Below are 18,861 nucleotides of genomic sequence, written 5' to 3' on the forward strand. Positions count from 1 at the left end.
CGGAGCGATACGCCGCAGCGTGACTGTCGCGCACAGGGTGCGCTCCCACAGACCCAGCGATCCCTCTCCCGGAAGGAAGAGGGATCAAAAAGGCATTACCAGATCTTCACCCGCTGATTCTCCGGCCGCCACATCGGCTGGCCCTGTTTCACGTCGAACGCCTCATAGAAATCCGGCACATTCGACAGCGGACCATTCACGCGCCACTTGGCCGGTGCATGCACGTCGGAGAGCAGACCGGTGCGCAGCTGTTCCTGGCGTTCCTGTGACAGCCAACCCAGGGCATAGCCGAGGAAGAAGCGCTGCATCGGCGTGTAGCCGGCGATCTTTTCGCCCTTCTTGTATTGCTCGGTTTTCTTGAACGCATCGATGCCGATCATGATGCCGCCGAAGTCGGCGATGTTTTCGCCGAGGCTGGCTTCGCCGTTGATGTGCAGGCCGGGCAGCGGTTCGTAGGCATTGAACTGCTTGACCATCACGTCGGCGCGCTGCTTGAAGCGAGTGGCGTCTTCCTTGGTCCACCAGTCCACCAGGTTGCCCTTGGCGTCGTACTGGCGGCCTTCGTCGTCGAAGCCGTGGGTGATTTCGTGGCCGATGGTGGAGGCGGCGACGTAGCCGTAGACGACCGCATCATCGATCTGGTTGTCGGCGAAACCCGGGATCATGAACTGCGCGGCGGGCAGCACGATCTCGTTGTTGGATGGGTTGTAGTAGGCGTTGTACGTCTGCGGGGTCATCTCCCACTCGTTGCGGTCCACCGGCTTGCCGAACTTGCTGATCATGTCTTCGGCTTGCCAGCGCGTGGCATTCATCATGTTCTGCGCGTACGAGGTGCGGCCGATGGTGAGCTTGGAATAATCCTTCCACTTGTCCGGGTAGCCCACCTTCTTGGTGATCGCCGCCAGTTTTTCGTGCGCCTTGGCCTTGGTGGCGGGGCTCATCCAGTCAAGCTGGTCGATGCGCTCGCCGTAGGCGGTACGGATGGCTTCCACCATCGTGTTGTAGCGCTGCTTCGAGGCCTCGGAGAAATAGTCCTTCACATAGATGCGACCAAGGATCATGCCGAGCGCATTGTTCTCGGCGCGCAAGGCGCGCTTCCAGCGCGGCTTCTGCTGCGCCTGGCCCTTGAGCGTGCGGCCGTAGAAGTCGAAGTGTTCGTTGTCGAAATCCGCGCTGAGGTAACTGGCGTATGCGTCCACCAGGCGCGCGCGCATGTAATCGCGCAAGACGGGCGTGGGTGTCTTGGCCAGCAAGGCCTGCATGCCGCTGAAGAATTCCGGCTGGCCGACGATCACCGTGCTGGCCGGCAGCTTCCATCCGGTCAGGCGCGTGTTCCATGCAATGGCAGGCGTGTATTTGGCCGTGACATCGGCCGGCGCCATCTTGTTGTAGTTCTTCTCGGGATCGCGCAGATCGGCGAGCGGGCGCGATACCTTGGCCAACGCGGTTTCCAGCGCCATCACCTGCTTGGCGCTGTTGGCAGCCTCGGCGTCGCTCTTGCCCAGCATGCGGAAGGTGCGGTGCAGGTGTTCCACATACGCGGTGCGCACCTTGGCGACACCTTTTTCCTGGTTGAAGTAATAGTCGCGCTCCGGCAGGCCAAGACCGCCTTGCCACAGGTGCACGGCCATCACGTCGCTCTGCTTTTCATCCTGCTGCACGGAGAAGTCGAAGAACGGCCCCACGCCCAGCAGTTGCAGGGCGAACGCTTCGTCGAGGGCGGAATTCACATCGTGCACGGCATCGATGCGCGCCAGTTCGTCCTTCAGCGGGGTGATGCCGAGCTGGTCGGCCAGCGCCTGGTCCATCGCGATGGTCCAGAAATCGCCGATCTTCTGTTCGTCGCTGCCGGGGGCGGCGCTCTTGTTGGCGGCGGCGTCCTCGCTGATCTTGCGCAGTTTCGCGTACAGCTCGTCCTGCACCACCTGGCCGATACCCCACTGCGATTCCTCGGGCGGGATCGGATGGGCCTTGAGCCAGGCGCCGTTGGCGAATTCGAAGAAGTCGTCGCCAGGCTTGACCGAAGTGTCGATGTGATCGGCGACCACGTCGGGCTTGGTCGTCGTCGGTGCTGCGGTGGAGCTGGCGGCATACGCGCTGCCGACCGAGGCGGCGGCAAGGGCCAGCACCAGCAGGCGGCGGCGCAGGTTGGGCAGGGTCGCTTTCATGCGGTGAATTCTCCAGGAGAGAGGTTTGACATGACGATGAAGCGTCCAGGGCGCGACGGCCGGCGATGTGTGCCGGCAACGAGAGCGTCATGGACGTGGAAAGGGTTCAGAGACCCAGCGCCAGGCGCGCGCCGAGATCGGTCAGCGGCGAGACCAGCAGCAGGCGCGCGAGGATCAGCACGATCATCACCACCCACGGCGCGAAATCCAGGCCACCGGCGGTGAGCTTGCCGCGCAGCGGACGCAGCAGCGGTGACACCAGGCTGCCGGCCAGTCGATAGACCGGATGATAGGTCTCGACCTGAAACAGACTCATCAGCGACCAGATGAAGATCAGCACCACGTAGAACATGGCGATGAAGTCCAGGGTGTCTGCAATGGACAGCACCAACAGTCCGAGCACGTGCGGAAACAGCCCGAGCAGGGCGAACAGCACGATGCGCTTGATCAGCATCAGCAGCCACACGATCAGCAGGGCCGCCACATTGAGTCGGCGCCAGTTCGGCAGCAGGCGACGGATCGGCGCCAGCACCGGGTTGGTGGTGCGGTAGACAAACTGGCTCAGCGGATTGTGGAAGTCCACGCGGCTGGCTTCGGCCAGCAGGCGCAGCACGAACAGCGCGGCGGCGGCGCCGAAGGCCAGTTCGACCAGGAAGGAGAGGGCGTTGACTAGGTAACTCACGAGGCATTGTCCAGGGCAGCGGCCAGCTCGGCGCCACGGCGCGTGGCGGCAGCCACGGCGTGGGCGACGGTCTGGGCGAAATGATCGGCGGCGAGGCTTTCCAGGGCAGCTTGGGTGGTGCCGTTGGGCGAGGTCACCCGCTGACGCAGCACGCCGGGGTCTTCGCCGCTCTCCACCAGCATGCGGCCGGCGCCAAGGCAGGTCTGCGCGGCCAGCGCACGCGCGGTTTCACGCGACATGCCCTGGGCGAACGCGGCGTGTTCCAGCGCCTCCACCATCGCAAAGAAATAGGCCGGACCGGAGCCGGACACCGCGGTGACGGTATCCATCAGCGACTCGTCCTCGACCCAGCGGGTAAGGCCCACGGCATCCATGATGTGTTGCGCCTTGGCGCGCTGTTCCGGGCTGGTGCGCCGGTTGGCGAACAGGCCGGTGGCGCCCGCACCGATCAGCGAGGGCGTGTTGGGCATGCAGCGCACGATCGGCAGGGCGTGGCCGAACCAGCGTTCGAGCTGGTCGATGCGCACGCCTGCCGCAATGGAGATCAGCATGGGGCGCTGGCGCACCAGGGTGTCCAGCAGCTCGGCATGGATGGCCGGCATGATCTGCGGTTTCACCGCCAGCACGAGCACATCGGCCTCCGCGGCGGCGAGGCGGTTCTCGGCATAGCTGGCGATGCCGAACTCGCGGCCCAGCTCCTGGCGCGCGTCGGCGCGGGGCTCGGCCACGGTGATCGATGAGGCGGCCACGCCGGTCTTGAGCAGGCCGCCGATCAGGCTGCGCGCCATGTTGCCGCCGCCGATGAAAGCGATACGTGTCATGCAGGGTCCTCACTAATGGGTCCGTACCTTACCGGAGCCCGGGGCCGCGCGTCCTGTGGCGGAAGTGCCCTCTGGACGGGCCTAAGCACAGCAACATCCAACCTGGTCCGCAGTTTGCGGCTTACGGCCAAAGGAAAGACTGGTGGCGCGGCCCGCGCGGCGAGTAGTATCGGCCAGCAGCTTGGGAACGGGGAACGGACCTGTCGCACGGCTCGGCGCCTATGCGCCGCGTTGCCGCGTCTGGGGAAAACCGCCTCCCGCCCGGGCGTTTGCCATCCAGATGATTGGGTTCAAGGGGAAACCAGATGGATATCGCCGAACTGCTTGCCTTCTCGGTGAAGAACAAGGCCTCGGACTTGCACTTGTCCGCCGGCCTGCCGCCGATGATCCGCGTGGACGGCGACGTTCGCCGCATCAATATCCCCGCGCTCGAGCACAAGCAGGTCCACTCGCTGATCTACGACATCATGTCGGACAAGCAGCGCCGCGACTACGAAGAATTCCTCGAAGTCGACTTCTCCTTCGAGATACCCGGCCTGGCGCGCTTCCGCGTCAATGCGTTCAACCAGAACCGCGGCGCGGGTGCGGTGTTCCGTACCATTCCGTCCGAAGTGCTCACGCTGGAAGACCTGGCCGCGCCCGGCGTGTTCCGCGAGCTGATCGAGCAGCCGCAGGGATTGATCCTGGTGACTGGCCCGACCGGTTCGGGCAAGTCCACCACGCTGGCGGCGATGGTCGACCACATCAACAAGAACGAATACGGCCACATCCTCACCATCGAGGATCCGATCGAATTCGTGCACACCTCGCAGAAGTGCCTGATCAACCAGCGCGAAGTGCATCGCGACACGCACGGCTTCAACGAGGCGCTGCGTTCGGCACTGCGCGAAGATCCCGACTATGTGCTGGTGGGCGAGTTGCGCGACCTGGAAACCATCCGGCTGGCGCTGACCGCGGCGGAAACCGGCCACCTGGTGTTCGGCACGCTGCACACCAGTTCGGCCGCCAAGACCATCGACCGTATCATCGACGTGTTCCCCGCCGGCGAAAAGCCGATGGTGCGCTCGATGCTGTCCGAGTCGCTGCGCGCGGTGATCTCGCAGTCGCTGCTGAAGAAGGTGGGCGGCGGTCGTATCGCGGCGCACGAGATCATGGTGGGCATCCCCGCGATCCGTAACCTGATCCGCGAGGACAAGGTGGCGCAGATGTACTCGTCCATCCAGACCGGCCAGCAGCACGGCATGCAGACGCTCGACCAGAACCTGCAAGACCTGGTGAAGCGCGGCCTGGTGACGCGTCAGCAGGCGATTGGCTATGCGCGCAACAAGGACATCTTCAAGGGGTAACTAGGGCAAAGCACATCGGGAACAGTCAAAGCACATTGGGTTACTCCATCCTGCGCGGTTCCTGCTTTTCCCATTCGCTGTTTGCTATTCACGATTTGCGGGGGTTCCCATGAGCGACTTCGATTTCACCTCCTTCCTCAAGTTGATGGTGCACAAGAAGGCCTCCGACTTGTTCATCACGGCCGGCGTGCCGCCGTCAATGAAGGTGCAGGGACGCGTCGTGCCGATCACCCAGAGCCCGCTGTCCGCGCAGCAGTCGCGCGACATGGTGCTGAACGTGATGACGCCCTCGCAGCGCGAAGAGTTCGAAAAGACCCACGAATGCCAGTTCGCCATCTCGGCGCAGGGTGTGGGTCGTTTCCGCGTGTCGTGCTTCTACCAGCGCAACTGCGTGGGCATGGTGCTGCGTCGCATCGAGTCGAAGATCCCGACCATCGAGGAACTGAGCCTGCCGCCGGTGATCAAGCAGCTGGCGATGACCAAGCGCGGCATCATCATCTTCGTGGGCGGTACCGGTACCGGTAAATCGACCTCGCTGGCTTCGATGATCGGCTACCGCAACGCCAACTCGACCGGTCACATCATCACCATCGAAGACCCGATCGAATACGTGCACAAGCACGAGGGCTGCATCATCACGCAGCGCGAGCTGGGCATCGATACCGACAGCTGGGACAACGCGCTGAAGAACACGCTGCGCCAGGCGCCCGACGTGATCATGATCGGCGAAGTGCGTACGCGTGAAACGATGGAACACGCGATCAACTTCTCCGAAACCGGTCACCTGTGCCTGTGCACGCTGCATGCGAACAACGCCAATCAGGCGATGGACCGCATCTTGCACTTCTTCCCCGAAGACCGCCGCTCCCAGCTGTTCATGGACTTGTCGCTCAACCTCAAGGGCGTGGTCGCGCAGCAGCTGATCCCCACGCCCGACGGCAAGGCGCGTCGCGTGGCGGTGGAAGTGCTGCTGGGTACGCCCCTGGTGCAGGATTACATCCGCCAGGGCGAGATCCACAAGCTCAAGGAAGTGATGAAGGAGTCCACCAACTTAGGCATGAAGACCTTCGACCAGAGCCTGGTCGAGCTCTATCATGCCGGCGAGATCTCCTACGAGGACGCCCTGCGTCACGCGGACAGTTCCAACGAAGTGCGCCTGCGCATCAAGCTTGCACAAGGCGGCGATGCACACACCTTGTCGCAAGGCCTGGACGGCGTGGAGCTGGAAGAAACCAAGGACTCGCAGAACTTCGGCGGCGGTCTGCTACACCGCTGAGATTGTCGTAACGATGCCAAAAAGAAGGAGCCCAACAGGGCTCCTTCTTCGTTTTGGCGGCCGCTGTGCGGCGCGCAGGGCTTACTTCGCGGTATCGGCGACGGTCAGGCCGCTGGCGTCGACGCTCTTCACGCCCTTCACCTTCTTGGCCACGCCTTCGACCTTGGCCTTTTCGGCCGCGCTGCTGGCAGTGCCGGTGAGCGTCACCACGCCGTCCATCGTGGTCACCGAAATATCAGTGCTCTTGACGTTCTTGGTCGTCGCCAGCTCCGACTTCACCTTGGTGGTGATCCAGGTATCGGCCGTTTTATCGGGCACGGTCTGGTTGTCCGACGACTTCTGCATGGCGTCCTGGGCGGCAACCTGTGCGACAGGCATGGCCGAGAAGGCAGCCACTAGACCAGCGGCGATCAGCGTCTTGCGGAACAGGTTGTTCATGCGCATGGGGAATCTCCTGTGGTGGGGAATCGCTGTCCATAAGACAGACGGTTGCCGCTCGCCGCGGCCTCCGTGACTCCATCCAAACAGTTTGGGTATGAATCAATCATGGCTGGAAGGGGAACCTGTTCAGCACGCGATTACCCATGCCAAGGCGATGTCATGAATGTGTTGGAACGGTGTTGGCGATACTAAGATCGTGGCAGCTGTGATCGAGATCACAATGATCGCGTGAGGAGGCGTGATCTAGCTTTCTGCGCGCTGACGCAGACGCAAAGGCTCACGAAACGATAAAAAAACCAGTCTGTGAACCACGTCGCCAAATTGAAAATCCGCCTTGTGGAATAGACGGCTATACGGCAGATTTGCGAGCAATAGCACAAACCTGTGCTGGCTTGATTTCGGGGGGAATCATGGCCGAGTTGGAAGTTCGGGTAGTTTCCGAGCGTAGGGAAGGGCTGCTGGTCGAGCTCGGCCGCGTGGTGACGGAGTACGGCCACGTGCTGCTGCGCCAACGCCTGGTCCAGGAAGCACAAGGCGCTTGCCTCACCCTGCTGCTGCGCGGGCCGGATGATCGGCAGCTGGCACTGGAGGAGGCGTTGGGCAGCCATCCGCGCGTACTCAGTTTCGAATCCTTGAGACCGCAACTGGCGCCATTCGACGAGGGCGCCACCGCCAGTGCAACCAGGCCTGCGCCTGTCCCGGCCATGGCTTTCGCCAGTGCAGCCAAACCGGCTCAAGTGCAGGAGGCCATATCGATCGCTGCAGGCGCCGACGTCGCGCGCGTCGAGCGCATGTTGCCGAACATGGCGAAGGACTATCCGCGCATCTTTCCCTGGCTGATCAATCTGGAATACGCGGTGGCCGAAGAGGCGCGCGATGCGTCGCTCTATCTCGCCGGCCGGCGTACCGGCAACTGGGTGTTCAAGCGCGATTTCGCGCTGGGCGCCAGATTGAGCCTGCCCGATGCGATACGCCGCATCGCGGTGCCGGCGCTGCGCGTGCTGGTGACCGTCGATCATCAGGAACACCAGTTGCACGTGAAGGCTTGCCCGCTATGCCAGCCGGGCGGAGCGTCGGGCGGGCGGTTCTTCTGCGGATTCATCGAAGGCCTGCTGGCCGAATCGGTGGGCGCACGCGCGGTCTTCGTGCGCGAAACCAGCTGCCACAGCCAAGGCGCGGCCATGTGTGTGTTCGACATATCCCAGTGATCGCCGCCTGCGAAGCATGGCGGTGACCGCAGGGCATCCATAGTCAACCAAGGGGAACTTCATGCAAGACATGCATCAGCATTACAACGGAGTGCTGGTCGGGTTGTCGTATGCCGTATCCGTGTTGGGATCGTTCACCGCACTGCAGTTTGCCTTGGGCATACCGCTGGCGCAGGGTCGCCGGCAGCGCTGGGGTGCCATTCTGGCCGCCGGTACGGCCATGGGTGGCGGCGCGATCTGGGCGATGCACTTCATCGCCATGATTGCCTGCAACATGGGCGTGCAGGTGACCTACGATATTCCGCTGACGATCGCCTCGGCACTGCTGGCGATTGTTGCGTGTTCGTTGGGTCTGGCGATCGTCGGTGGCGGCTCGTTTCGCTTCATCAACCTGCTGTTGGCTGGTGTCTTGATGGGGCTGGGCGTGGCGGGCATGCACTATCTGGGCATGGCGGCCATGCTGAGTTCGGCGATCGTGTCCTATGACGGCAGCATCGTGGCGCTGTCGGTGGGCATTGCCATGGTGGCCTCGATGGCGGCGCTGTGGCTGGYCTTCAACCTGCGCGGAAAACTGCAGATGCTGGGCAGCGCGCTGGTGATGGGCGTTGCCGTATGCGGCATGCACTATACGGGCATGTCGGCGATGGAGATGACCCAGGGCGCCACCTTGCCGGCCGGCTTCGAGCAGGGCATGCACGGCGAACACCTGGGCCTGGTGATCTTCGTGGTGGTGGTGATCCTGCTTGCACTGGCCCTGGGCCTGAGCATCGTGCGCCAGCAGCGTCGGGCCGCGCTGTCGATCTGATCGGACCGACATGGCCAAAAAAAACGGGGCGCCTGGGCGCCCCGTTTTGTTTCCATCGCGATGGAGGTATTACTTCAGTTCGGTCTGGCTGGTGATCACGAGTCCAGCGCTTTCCATGTGCAATTCGCCGTTGAGCGACTTGATGCGCGCGGCCTGTGCCTGCATGGATTCGAACTGCGCCTTGGAGCGCTCAGCCGCCGCCTTGGCGGTCGCCTGGGCCTGCGGGTCGTCCGACTGCGAAGCTGCGGTGATCTCGGCGATGTGCTCGGCCTTCTGCGCCATGGCTTTCACCCAGGCCTGGTACATGTCGCCGCTCAGGCTGAGTCGGCCCAGGCGACCGGCGTCGCCGCTGGCGGCGTTGAGCAGTTCACCCAGCTTCACGTCTTCGCCCTGGCCTACGGCCAGGGCGAGCGCCTTGGGACCCATCGCGGCCCACACGGGTGCGCCGAGCGGAGCGGTGATTTCGGGCGGCAGCGCCACCGGCTTGCCGTCGGTCGTCAGCTTCACCTGCTGCAGGCCGGAAGCGGCCATCTGCGCCATCGCGAGCAGGCCGGCGGGATTGGAGGTGCCGATCAAAATACGGCCGCTGAACTTCGGCATGGCGTCGTTGCTGCCGGGTTCGAAGCTGTCGAGTGCGACGCGCAGACCGAGCAGATCACCGATCGGCGGCACGGCCGCCTGCTGCGTCATCAGGCCGATCTTGGCGAAGCCCTCGTTGAGCTGGGTCAGCGAGGGGCAGGTGAATGGCTTGGCGGCCACGGCTTCGGCCTGCGCGCCCCAGAAGCTGCGCAGCTGGACGATGGGCACGGCGAGGCTGATGTCGAACGGCGCGGTGCCGGCGGCGCCAAGGCCCGGCAGCTCCACCTTGAGGCCGCTGAAGGCCTTGGTGACGTCGTCCGCCAGGGCCACATCCCAGCGGATGTTCTGGTGCTTTTCGTCGAGCTTGGTGTAGCCAAAGCTCACCGACGGCACGCGCGAGGCAATGCGCACGGCTTCGCTTTCGCACACCGGCGACACCTTCAGCTGGTTGGACACCGGCTCGCCCGTCTTGGCCGATTCGGCCTCGGCGTGCGCCTTGATCAAGGTGTTGAACAACGGGTCCTTGCCGCTGGCTGCGAGCGGCAGCAAGCGAGCCAGATCGACCTGGCCGATGGCCCAGGGCTGGTAATCCTTCGCCTTGGCGAGTTTTTCCAGGCGGCCGTCGTCCTGCAGATTCTTCTCCGGGCGATCCAGGCCGAAGGCCAGGCGCAGCGTGGCTTCCGGCGCATCGGCGGGCAGGATGGCGGCAACGGCCTGCTTGCCGACCTCGGCCAGCACCACCTGCAACCCGCTATCGGCGGTGACATGCTTGCGATAGCTCAGGCCACCGACGGTAGCCGTGTCGAACGGCTTGCCGTAGGCGGCTTCCAGGCGACCCACGAAGGCATCGAACGCCTTGGGATCAACCAGCTCGAAGCGGGCGACCGGCGAGAGGCCCAGGCCGTACACGACCGAGCGACCCTTGATGTTGAGGCCCGCATTCTGCGCGAACGCCTCGATGCTCTTGCCATCCAGCTCGGCGATCAGTGCCTTCAGCAAGCGGGACAGGTCGGGGTCCTTTTCCGCCATTTCGTCGGCGGCGGAGCGGAGCTGGACCAGTTCCGACGGCAGCTGGGCATCGGCCTGGGCGAGCAGCGCCTTGCGCGTGTCGTCGTCCAGCACGTCGAGGTTGCCCACCACGTACGGTGTAACGGCCGGTACGAAGGCCAGCGGAGCGTCCTTGTCCTTGTGATGGCATGCAGCCAGCAGGACACCGGCGAGGCTTAGCGCGGCTATGCGCGTCGTCGATCGCATGTCTAATCCCTTGAGTGAAGTGGTGTTGCGCCGCGCATTATGCCTGCATTCTTGGCTTATCGCGGTGAGCCACGGCTCTGCCGAGCCGTGGCCGAAGGTCCAGGGTGGGCTTAGCGGCCCAGCACCTCGGCCAGCACCGCCATGCGCACGAACACGCCGTTGCCGACCTGTTCGAGGATGCGTGACTGCGGGCCGTCGGCCACTTCGGGGGCGATCTCGATGCCGCGGTTGAGCGGGCCGGGGTGCATCACCAGGGCGGCCTTGGCGGCGCGGGCGAGGCGGCGGTTGTCCAGGCCGTAGCGGTGGAAGTAGGCGGCCTCGTCGGGCAGGTCGGTCACCGCCATGCGCTCTTTCTGCAGGCGCAGCATGATGACTACGTCGGCGCCCTCGATGGCGGCGTCGAAGTCGTCGGTGATCACGCAGCCGGGGAATTCCGACTCATCGGGCATCAGCGCGTTGGGCGAGCACAGGCGGATTTCTTTCACGCCCATCGCCTTGAGCGCATGGACGTCCGAACGCGCCACGCGCGAGTGCTTCACATCGCCGCAGATCACCACGGTGAGCTGCCGGAAATCCGGTCGGTGCTGGCGGATGGTCAGGACATCGAGCAGGCCCTGGGTGGGATGGGCGCGATTGCCGTCGCCCGCATTGATCACCGACACGCCGCTCATCGCATGACGCACCAGTTCCTCCGGCGTGCCGGAGATCTTGTGGCGCACCACGATGGCATCCAGGTGCATCGCCTCCAGCGTATGCAGCGTGTCGAACAGCGCTTCGCCCTTGCTGGTGGAGGAGAAGCCGATGTCGAAATTGATCACGTCGGCGCTGAGGCGGCGCGCGGCCAGTTCGAACGAGGTGCGCGTGCGCGTGGACGGCTCGAAGAACAGGTTGAGGATGGTGCGGCCCGACAGCAGGTCCAGCTTGCGCGTGCCGTGGGCGCAGCCTTCGCGCATGGACTCGGCGCGATCGAGCAGGCGCTCGATGGTCTCGCGGGGCAGGTGTTCCAGGGTGGTGAGGTGGCGCAGGCGAGAGCTCATGGCGGGCGGAAGTCCGTGCTTAAGGTCCGGTGGTGTCGGGAGTAGCCAGCCAGCGCTCAAGAATGACCGCGGCGGCTTCGGCATCGATCGTGGCAGCATCGCGCTTTTTCTTCAGGCCCGCAGCACGCGCGCTGGCGAAGCGCTGCGCGGCTTCCTGCGAACTGTAGCGCTCATCGGTGAGCTGCACCGGCAGGTTGTAACGCTGGTTGAGCTTGTCGGCAAAGCGGCGGGCGCCCTTGCTGGCGGGCTGCTCCTCGCCATCAAGGCCGAGCGGCAGGCCGACCACCAGGGTGTCGGGCAGCCATTCGTTGCGCAATGTGTCGAGCGTCGACCAGTCGGGCTCGCCCTCCCGCACCGCAATGGCGGCCAGCCCACGCGCGCTTCCGGTAAATCGATTGCCGACGGCCACGCCGATCAGGCGACTGCCGTAGTCGAAACCAAACACACAGCTCATGCGTGTCCCGCGTAACCTGGCAACTGCAACGGGTCGACCCCGACCAGGCCTGCGGCAGCGCTCCAGCGCTCTTCGAGCGGCGTGTGGAAGATCACGCGCTCGCTCGCTTCGACGGTCAGCCAGGTGTTGTCCTTCAGTTCCTGCTCCAGCTGACCCGCGCTCCAGCCGGCATAACCCAGCGCCATCATGGCCAGGCGTGGACCTTCACCATGGGCCATGGCGACCAGGATGTCGCGCGAGGTCGTCACCGACCATTCGTCGTTGATGCGATAGCTCGATTCCCAATGACCGGGCTCGCGATGCAGCACGAAACCACGCTCCTGCTGCACCGGGCCACCGATCAGCACGGGCGCGTCGGCAAGTTCGAGGTCGCTGCATTCGAGTTTCATCTGGGTCAGCACATCGCCCAGGCGGTATTCGGAGAGCTGGTTCACCAGCAGTCCGACGGCACCGTCTTCATCGTGCTGGCAGATGAAGGCGACGCCGCGCGAAAACGGCGGCTCAGCCAGGCTGGGCATGGCGATCAGGAACTGACCGGCGAGAGACTGCGGGCTGGATAGTGGGGAAGCCATGGCCGCATTGTATGCCCTGAATGCGCCGGGCGTCCGCAGCCATCTGCGGGCCCTTTAGGTGACACGTTCACCCGCTCCTCACTCAGCGGCTGTGCAGCGTGTCGTTGGGCATGAACTGCCAGGTGCGCGTGATGTTGAGCTCGTCGATGCGCTCTTTGTCCGCCGGCAGCGAGGGAAACGGCGCGGCGAGGCGCACGATGCGTTGTGCGGCGGCGTCGAGCAGCGGCTGGCCCGAGCTTTGCACGACCTCGATGCCCTTCACCGAGCCATCGCGATTGAGCGTCACCGTCAGCAGCACGTCGCCGTGCAGGCCGCGTCGACGCGCCTCGTTGGGATAGTTGATATTGCCCACGCGCTCCACCCGGTCCACCCAGCCGCGCATATACGCCGCATAGGCGTATTCCTTGGTGTTGGACGAGATGAACTTCTTCTTGGGCCGCTTGGCGTATTGCTCGCTGCGATCGCGCACTTCGGCGGCCAGCTGGGCCATTTCCTGGCGCCGCTTGATGTCCGACGGCGACTCGGGAAGATCCTGCGGCGTCTGCTCGAGCTTGGCGCTGTTGGTGCTGACGCTGTAGTGGCTGTTGCCCGTGGTGGTGAGCAGCTTATCGTCAGTGGCTTCCTGCGGGCGCGGTGCGCTCGCTTCGATCGGTTGCGGCGCCACCCCTTGCGAAGGACGGGGCAGGGCGCCGGACACCAGCTGCGACGGGCGCGCGGCCTTGTCGCTCTCGCCGCCGCCGCTGTTGTTGGCCTGGGCCAGGAAGTCGGCCTTGTCCGGCGCTTCGCGATTGGCCACGTCGACCAGGGTCACGTCCAGGGTCGGCAGGCTGGGCTTGGCCTTCACATAGGTGAAGGTGATGCCCAGGATCACCACGCCGTGCAGCAATAGCGAGAAAAGCATCGTGGCGCCGAACATGTCGGCGCCGGTGCGGACAGCAGGTTGGCTCACGCGGCGCGGGTTCCGAGTCGGTTCTGCTCAATCACATCGAAGAGCTGGCCGGCAATATTAAGCCCGAATTGTGCGTCCAGTTCGCGCACACACGTCGGTGATGTGACGTTGATCTCGGTGAGGTAGTCGCCGATCACGTCCAGGCCCACGAACAGCAGGCCGCGGCGGCGCAGTTCCGGCGCTACCTGGGAGACGATCCAGCGGTCGCGGTCGGACAGCGGCACGCCCACGCCGCGGCCGCCGGCGGCCAGGTTGCCGCGGAAGTCGCTGCCCTGAGGGATGCGCGCCAGAGCGTACGGCACCGGTTCGCCGTCGACGACGAGGATGCGCTTGTCGCCCGAGGTGATTTCCGGGATGAATTTCTGCGCCATGGTGAACTGCTTGTGCTCGCCCTTGGGGCCGGCGGCAATCAGCGTTTCCAGCATCGAGTTCAAGTTGCTGTCGCCGGCCTTCACGCGGAAGATCCCGCGCCCGCCCATGCCGTCCAGCGGCTTGAGCACGATTTCGCCGTGCTCGGCGGAGAAGGCGCGCAACTCGGCGGCGTCGCGGGTCACCAGGGTCGGGGCCATACACTGCGGGAAGTGCATCGCAAAAAGTTTCTCGTTGCAGTCGCGCAGCGCCTGCGGGCGGTTGACCACGGTCACCCCGGCGCGCTCGGCCAGCTCGGCCACCATGGTGTCGTAGATGAACTGCGGATCCACCGGCGGATCCTTGCGCATCAGCACCACGTCCATCTCGCGCAGGTCGCGCCACTGGGGTTCGCCGAGCATGAACCAGCCGCTGGGGTCGTCGCGCACGGACAGTGGCGCCAGCCGCGCCCAGGGCTCGCCGCTGCGCGCGGCCAGGTCGCCCTGTTCCATGTAAAACAGGGTGTGGCCACGCCGCTGGGCCTCCAGCAGCATGGCAAACGTGGTGTCCTTGGCGATCTTGATCGAGCCGATCGGGTCCATCAGTACGGCGACCTTGAGGGCCATCGTCATTCTCCGGTAGTAGTGCTTGTTCACCATCCGCGACCGGCGTGCCGGCCGGGCGGAAGCATGGCAGTGTATGTCGTCCGAAGCGGAGAGATTGCGTTGATCTATCCAACGATCAAGTGGTCAGTCCAAGGCACTGGAAAGTCCGGATTGTCCCCAAAGGGAAACATTGCCGACCGGCCCCTCGGTCGGCTCCCAAGGCAGGCAAACCGTTCGATTCAATGACGTAGCCCGCTTAACTTAAGAAATCAGCTTGACGTTAGGTCAGGCAGGCGGTAAACAGCTACGCACGAGTGCCTGCCGGCTGAATGGTTGCCGTACGTCCTCACGGACGTGCGGGTTTGTATCTCAAACATGGGACCGCTAGCCCATCGGTTGGCGGTCGCAGGAATTACCTGAGCCAGGGGCGGGTCGCAGGGGGGTGTTGTGAACTTGAACATAAGTGGAAATGGCTTGGCCGGCCTCARGGTCATGGTTATCGACGACTCGAAAACCATCCGTCGAACCGCCGAAACCTTGCTCAAGAAAGAAGGTTGCGACGTGCTTACGGCGGTGGACGGTTTCGAGGCGCTTGCCAAGATCTCCGACCAGAAGCCCGCGATCATCTTCGTCGACATCATGATGCCGCGACTTGACGGCTATCAGACGTGCGCGCTGATCAAAAACAACCCGCAGTTCCGCGGCACGCCCGTGATCATGCTCAGCTCGAAGGACGGCCTGTTCGACAAGGCACGCGGGCGCATCGTGGGCGCGGAACAATATCTGACCAAGCCGTTCACGCGCGATGAACTGCTGGGTGCAATCCATCGACATGTCGTTACGGTTTAAGTCGGACGACTACAGGGTCTGAGGGGGGCCTGTGGCCAATATTCTCATCATCGACGATTCACCGACCGACGTGCGCGTGTTCACCACGCTGCTCGAACGTGCGGGCTATCAGGTTGATTCCATCGGCAACGCCGAAGACGGCATCGAGCGCGTACGCGAGCAGAAACCGGATCTGGTCATCATGGACGTCATCATGCCCGGCATGAATGGCTTCCAGGCCACCCGCACGCTCACGCGCGATCCGATGACCTCCAATATTCCGATCGTGATGATCACCACCAAGTCCATGGAGACCGACCGGGTCTGGGGGCTGCGCCAGGGTGCGCGTGCCTTCATCACCAAGCCGGTCAACGAGAAGGACCTGCTGGCATGCATCAACGATCTGCTACCCAACGCCGCGTGAGGCAAGCATGAGCCAGACCGCCTCGCTCTCGCCGTTCGAAATCCTTGCCCGGTATGAGCGTCTTTCGCTGGCGCATGCCTCCGGCACGCAGGAAAGCCTGGAGGCCCCCGGTCTCTGGCGCGGCATCGGCTATCGCGCAGGCAGTCGTCTATTCGTCAGCGGCATCGACGAGATCAGCGAACTGCTGGCGGTGTCCTCGCTGACCCCGGTGCCGGGCACGCAGCCCTGGCTGATGGGCGTGGCGAACGTGCGCGGCAATCTCGTGCCGGTCATCGATCTGGCGCGTTTCCTGTTTGGCGAACGCACACTGTCCACCGAACGCACGCGATTGCTCGTCGTGCGCCAGGGTGCAGGCAGCGTGGCGCTGATGGTGGATGAAGTCTTCGGGCAGCGTACGGTCGACGCCGAGCAGCGTCGTCAGGCCGAGCAGGAAGACGACCCGCGTTTGGCACGTTTCGTGGATGATCGTGTAGGCGATTCGCGACTGGCTGTGTTCAGTATGGGCAAGCTGGTTCGTGCGCCGGACTTCCGTCAGGCTGCGGCCTGACGCGCAAGCGTTGAACGACAAGTAGGACCGGCGCTGCTCAAGGCCGGAATTAGGGCGATGATCCGACGCCTTCGCCGGCATGGGCGGCGAGGCGTAGAAGGGCGAGGTGAACGAAATGAGCACTACAGGGGGCATGGGCAAAGAGCGGGGCTATACAGGCCTCATCATTGCGCTGGTCATTGCGTTCGGTTTCACGGGTGTCGACTTCGCCATGCTTACCTTGCGTGGCCGCGAAGATACACAGGCGACGGGTCTCACCACCCAGATCCAGGTGTTGTCGCAGCAGACGGCAAAGCTTGCCCTAGAAGCCGCGGACGGTAACGTCGATTCCTTCAAGGAACTCGAAACAAACCGCAACACCATCGATGCTGCCATCCAGCGCCTCAACAAGGGCGATGAGAAGGGCGGCATGAAGCCTTATGCCGACAACAACGCGACGCCGGCCGGTCGCGCCGTCGGCGCCCTGACCAATGCCTGGGGCCAGCTCGACGCCGACATCGGCAAGATCCTGTCCAACAAGGCGCTGGTGGTGGACTCCTCGCAGCGCGCCGCCACCCTGGGCCGCGAACTGCCGGTGCTGAACTCCAGCATGGAGCAGGTGGTGAACATCCTGCAGCAGCGCGGCGGTAGCGCAGAGCAGACCTACACCTCCGCCCGCCAGATGCTGCTGGCCGACCGTATGATCCGCCGAGTGCAGGAAGTGCTGCAGGGTGGCGACGCCTCGCAGCCCGCCGCCGACGGCCTGGCCCGCGACGGCCAGCTGTACGGCTCGGTGCTCAAGGGTCTGCTGGAAGGCAACACCGAAGTGGGCGTGCGCTCGATGGGCGACGCCAACGCACGCAAGATCCTCACCGACATGCAGGGCCAGTGGGACAACCTGCAGGACCCGGTCGGCAAGCTGGTCGGCGCGGCAGGCAACCTCAGCGACGTGAAGCGCGCCGGCAACCAGGCCTCGCTCGATTCCCAGAACGTGCTGCTGCGTGCCAACGAGCTGGCTGACCAGATCGGCAAGCTGCCGACCCGCCGCCTGTTCCCGAACCTGTGGTGGGGCGTGCTCGGCGCCATCGGCGCGGCGGCCTTCCTGGCCGTGCTTATCGTGCAGCTGGTCTCCGACCAACGCCGCCGCTTCCAGGAGTCGACCGAACTCAACCAGCGTAACCAGGAGGCCATCATGCGCCTGCTGGACGAAATGGGTTCGCTCGCCGAAGGTGACCTGACCGTCAAGACCACCGTGACCGAAGACATCACGGGCGCCATCGCCGACTCGGTGAACTACGCCATCGACGAGCTGCGCACCCTGGTGACGACGATCAACGAAACCTCCGAGCAGGTGTCCTCCTCGGCCCAGGAAACGCAGACCACCGCGCGCCACCTGGCCGAATCGGCGCAGAACCAGGCGCAGCGCATCAGCACGGCGACCACCGCGATCAACCAGATCGCCAGCCTGATGGATACGGTGTCCAAGGATTCGGCCGAGTCGGCCGACGTGGCCGAGCGCTCGGTGAAAATCGCTTCGCGCGGCGCCGAAGTGGTGCGCGAAACGATCTCGGGCATGGACTCGATCCGCGACCAGATCCAGGAAACCTCCAAGCGTATTAAGCGCCTGGGTGAGTCGTCGCAGGAAATCGGCTCGATCGTGGAACTGATCAACGACATTGCCGAGCAGACCAACATCCTCGCCTTGAACGCCGCCATCCAGGCAGCGTCGGCCGGTGAAGCGGGTCGCGGTTTCGCGGTGGTGGCGGACGAAGTGCAGCGCCTCGCCGAACGTTCGGCGAGCGCGACGAAGCGAATCGAAACGCTGGTGCAGACCATTCAGTCCGATACCAACGAAGCGGTGAACTCGATGGAACAGACCACCGCCGAAGTGGTGGCTGGTGCCCGACTCGCGGAGGACGCGGGTAGCGCACTGGGCGATATCGAGCGCGTGTCGCATGACTTGTCGGCGCTGATTCAAAACATCTCCACCCAGGCGCGCCAACAGTCCACCGCGGCATCGGACATCTCGGTTTCCATGAACGCAATTCAGGAAATCACTTCGCAGACCTCGCAGGGCGCAAGCCAGACGGCCGATTCGATCGGTTACCTGGCCCAGCTGGCGAGTGACCTGCGGCGCTCGGTGGCGCACTTTAAGCTGCCGGGTTGACACAAAACGTTTTTCACGGGGGGCAACCTCGCGGTTGCGTGACAAACCGTTACGTGATCGGTGAGAGGGGCGCATGAGACTTCAAGACCATATCGATTTCACCACCCTGCAGTGGGTCAAGCCCGAGCTCGATGAGACGCTCGCCGTGGCCCGCGAGGCGTTGGAGTCCTACGTCGACAACCCGGGCAACCGGGATGCGATGCGCTCCTGTGCGGACAGCCTGCACCAGGTGCACGGCACGTTGCGCATGGTCGAGCTATACGGCGCCGCCATGGTCACCGAGGAGATGGAAACACTCGCCATCTCGCTGCTCGAAGACCATGTGGCGAACCGTGAGGAAGCCTACGCCGCGCTGATGCGTGGCCTGATGC

19 protein-coding genes are annotated in these 18,861 nt (G+C 64.1%); 9 read left to right on the forward strand and 10 right to left on the reverse strand.

Annotated elements, in window-relative coordinates:
- Window positions 1–95: 95 nt before the first annotated feature.
- The 3 genes from AC1DMG_RS11815 to proC all read right to left on the reverse strand — a co-directional run bounded on the left by AC1DMG_RS11815 (window position 96) and on the right by proC (window position 3,671).
- Window positions 96–2,168, reverse strand: a complete 2,073-nt coding sequence (locus AC1DMG_RS11815) for a M13 family metallopeptidase (protein WP_477177935.1) — start codon at window positions 2,166–2,168, stop codon at window positions 96–98.
- A 106-nt stretch (window positions 2,169–2,274) separates the two neighbouring features.
- Entirely contained in the window at window positions 2,275–2,850 is a 576-nt protein-coding gene (locus tag AC1DMG_RS11820) for a YggT family protein (RefSeq protein ID WP_477177936.1), read from the reverse strand.
- Window positions 2,847–3,671 carry a pyrroline-5-carboxylate reductase gene (gene proC / locus AC1DMG_RS11825; protein WP_477177937.1) on the reverse strand — a complete coding sequence of 275 codons (825 nt, stop codon included), beginning with the start codon at window positions 3,669–3,671 and terminating at the stop codon, window positions 2,847–2,849. Before proC ends, AC1DMG_RS11820 begins: the two co-directional genes overlap by 4 nt.
- Window positions 3,672–3,976: 305 nt before the next feature.
- Between proC and AC1DMG_RS11830 the strand changes: the two genes are divergently transcribed.
- Window positions 3,977–5,017, forward strand: a complete 1,041-nt coding sequence (locus AC1DMG_RS11830) for a type IV pilus twitching motility protein PilT (RefSeq protein ID WP_441602504.1) — start codon at window positions 3,977–3,979, stop codon at window positions 5,015–5,017.
- A 109-nt stretch (window positions 5,018–5,126) separates the two neighbouring features.
- Window positions 5,127–6,293 (forward strand): PilT/PilU family type 4a pilus ATPase, encoded by a 1,167-nt coding sequence (locus AC1DMG_RS11835; RefSeq protein WP_046970393.1) that lies wholly within the window; start codon window positions 5,127–5,129, stop codon window positions 6,291–6,293.
- An 81-nt stretch (window positions 6,294–6,374) separates the two neighbouring features.
- Here AC1DMG_RS11835 and AC1DMG_RS11840 read toward each other — a convergent pair whose 3' ends face one another.
- Entirely contained in the window at window positions 6,375–6,737 is a 363-nt protein-coding gene (locus tag AC1DMG_RS11840) for a BON domain-containing protein (protein ID WP_441602505.1), read from the reverse strand.
- A 407-nt stretch (window positions 6,738–7,144) separates the two neighbouring features.
- On the opposite strand from AC1DMG_RS11840, the gene AC1DMG_RS11845 reads away from it, so the two are divergent.
- Complete coding sequence (locus AC1DMG_RS11845) at window positions 7,145–7,942, forward strand: hypothetical protein (RefSeq protein WP_477177938.1); 798 nt, start codon at window positions 7,145–7,147, stop codon at window positions 7,940–7,942.
- Window positions 7,943–8,003: 61 nt separating this feature from the next.
- A complete protein-coding gene (locus tag AC1DMG_RS11850; protein WP_477180545.1) occupies window positions 8,004–8,747 on the forward strand; it encodes an MHYT domain-containing protein in 744 nt (247 codons plus the stop codon).
- Between the two features lie 69 nt (window positions 8,748–8,816).
- On the opposite strand, the gene AC1DMG_RS11855 is transcribed toward AC1DMG_RS11850, so the two are convergent.
- The 6 genes from AC1DMG_RS11855 to gshB all read right to left on the reverse strand — a co-directional run bounded on the left by AC1DMG_RS11855 (window position 8,817) and on the right by gshB (window position 14,566).
- Window positions 8,817–10,580, reverse strand: coding sequence for a hypothetical protein (locus AC1DMG_RS11855; RefSeq protein WP_477177939.1), 1,764 nt, complete (start codon window positions 10,578–10,580; stop codon window positions 8,817–8,819).
- Window positions 10,581–10,690: 110 nt separating this feature from the next.
- Window positions 10,691–11,617, reverse strand: a complete 927-nt coding sequence (locus AC1DMG_RS11860) for an aspartate carbamoyltransferase catalytic subunit (RefSeq protein WP_121878116.1) — start codon at window positions 11,615–11,617, stop codon at window positions 10,691–10,693.
- 19 nt (window positions 11,618–11,636) lie between these two features.
- The gene (gene ruvX / locus AC1DMG_RS11865; protein WP_477177940.1) at window positions 11,637–12,071 is read right to left on the reverse strand and encodes a Holliday junction resolvase RuvX; all 435 of its coding nucleotides are present in this window, start codon (window positions 12,069–12,071) and stop codon (window positions 11,637–11,639) included.
- On the reverse strand, window positions 12,068–12,643 hold the full coding sequence (locus AC1DMG_RS11870; protein ID WP_046970387.1) for a YqgE/AlgH family protein: 576 nt from the start codon (window positions 12,641–12,643) through the stop codon (window positions 12,068–12,070). The genes ruvX and AC1DMG_RS11870 overlap by 4 nt, the downstream gene beginning before the upstream one ends.
- A gap of 82 nt (window positions 12,644–12,725) precedes the next feature.
- On the reverse strand, window positions 12,726–13,592 hold the full coding sequence (locus AC1DMG_RS11875; protein WP_441602512.1) for an energy transducer TonB: 867 nt from the start codon (window positions 13,590–13,592) through the stop codon (window positions 12,726–12,728).
- Window positions 13,589–14,566 (reverse strand): glutathione synthase, encoded by a 978-nt coding sequence (gshB, locus tag AC1DMG_RS11880; RefSeq protein ID WP_477177941.1) that lies wholly within the window; start codon window positions 14,564–14,566, stop codon window positions 13,589–13,591. The genes AC1DMG_RS11875 and gshB overlap by 4 nt, the downstream gene beginning before the upstream one ends.
- Window positions 14,567–15,037: 471 nt before the next feature.
- Here gshB and AC1DMG_RS11885 point away from each other — a divergent pair, with 471 nt between their 5' ends.
- From AC1DMG_RS11885 to AC1DMG_RS11905, 5 genes are all read left to right on the forward strand, one after another.
- On the forward strand, window positions 15,038–15,394 hold the full coding sequence (locus AC1DMG_RS11885) for a response regulator (RefSeq protein ID WP_019464684.1): 357 nt from the start codon (window positions 15,038–15,040) through the stop codon (window positions 15,392–15,394).
- A gap of 31 nt (window positions 15,395–15,425) precedes the next feature.
- Entirely contained in the window at window positions 15,426–15,797 is a 372-nt protein-coding gene (locus AC1DMG_RS11890; protein WP_046970385.1) for a response regulator, read from the forward strand.
- A 7-nt stretch (window positions 15,798–15,804) separates the two neighbouring features.
- Complete coding sequence (locus AC1DMG_RS11895) at window positions 15,805–16,344, forward strand: chemotaxis protein CheW (protein ID WP_477177942.1); 540 nt, start codon at window positions 15,805–15,807, stop codon at window positions 16,342–16,344.
- A 115-nt stretch (window positions 16,345–16,459) separates the two neighbouring features.
- Window positions 16,460–18,490, forward strand: a complete 2,031-nt coding sequence (locus AC1DMG_RS11900) for a methyl-accepting chemotaxis protein (protein WP_441602515.1) — start codon at window positions 16,460–16,462, stop codon at window positions 18,488–18,490.
- Window positions 18,491–18,563: 73 nt separating this feature from the next.
- Window positions 18,564–18,861, forward strand: a 298-nt coding sequence (locus AC1DMG_RS11905; protein WP_477180546.1) for an Hpt domain-containing protein, incomplete at its 3' end; no start/stop codon positions are given.

This window comes from Dyella sp. 01N36 (assembly GCF_056399745.1).

Excerpts from the sequence above, each read along its gene's own strand:
- AC1DMG_RS11860 (WP_121878116.1), bottom strand. The coding sequence starts at position 11,617 with ATGAGCTCTCGCCTGCGCCACCTCACCACCCTGGAACACCTGCCCCGC.
- ruvX (WP_477177940.1), bottom strand. The coding sequence starts at position 12,071 with ATGAGCTGTGTGTTTGGTTTCGACTACGGCAGTCGCCTGATCGGCGTG.
- AC1DMG_RS11830 (WP_441602504.1), top strand. The coding sequence starts at position 3,977 with ATGGATATCGCCGAACTGCTTGCCTTCTCGGTGAAGAACAAGGCCTCG.
- AC1DMG_RS11855 (WP_477177939.1), bottom strand. The coding sequence starts at position 10,580 with ATGCGATCGACGACGCGCATAGCCGCGCTAAGCCTCGCCGGTGTCCTG.
- AC1DMG_RS11895 (WP_477177942.1), top strand. The coding sequence starts at position 15,805 with ATGAGCCAGACCGCCTCGCTCTCGCCGTTCGAAATCCTTGCCCGGTAT.
- proC (WP_477177937.1), bottom strand. The coding sequence starts at position 3,671 with ATGACACGTATCGCTTTCATCGGCGGCGGCAACATGGCGCGCAGCCTG.
- gshB (WP_477177941.1), bottom strand. The coding sequence starts at position 14,566 with ATGGCCCTCAAGGTCGCCGTACTGATGGACCCGATCGGCTCGATCAAG.
- AC1DMG_RS11835 (WP_046970393.1), top strand. The coding sequence starts at position 5,127 with ATGAGCGACTTCGATTTCACCTCCTTCCTCAAGTTGATGGTGCACAAG.
- AC1DMG_RS11845 (WP_477177938.1), top strand. The coding sequence starts at position 7,145 with ATGGCCGAGTTGGAAGTTCGGGTAGTTTCCGAGCGTAGGGAAGGGCTG.
- AC1DMG_RS11870 (WP_046970387.1), bottom strand. The coding sequence starts at position 12,643 with ATGGCTTCCCCACTATCCAGCCCGCAGTCTCTCGCCGGTCAGTTCCTG.
- AC1DMG_RS11815 (WP_477177935.1), bottom strand. The coding sequence starts at position 2,168 with ATGAAAGCGACCCTGCCCAACCTGCGCCGCCGCCTGCTGGTGCTGGCC.
- AC1DMG_RS11900 (WP_441602515.1), top strand. The coding sequence starts at position 16,460 with ATGAGCACTACAGGGGGCATGGGCAAAGAGCGGGGCTATACAGGCCTC.
- AC1DMG_RS11840 (WP_441602505.1), bottom strand. The coding sequence starts at position 6,737 with ATGCGCATGAACAACCTGTTCCGCAAGACGCTGATCGCCGCTGGTCTA.
- AC1DMG_RS11885 (WP_019464684.1), top strand. The coding sequence starts at position 15,038 with ATGGTTATCGACGACTCGAAAACCATCCGTCGAACCGCCGAAACCTTG.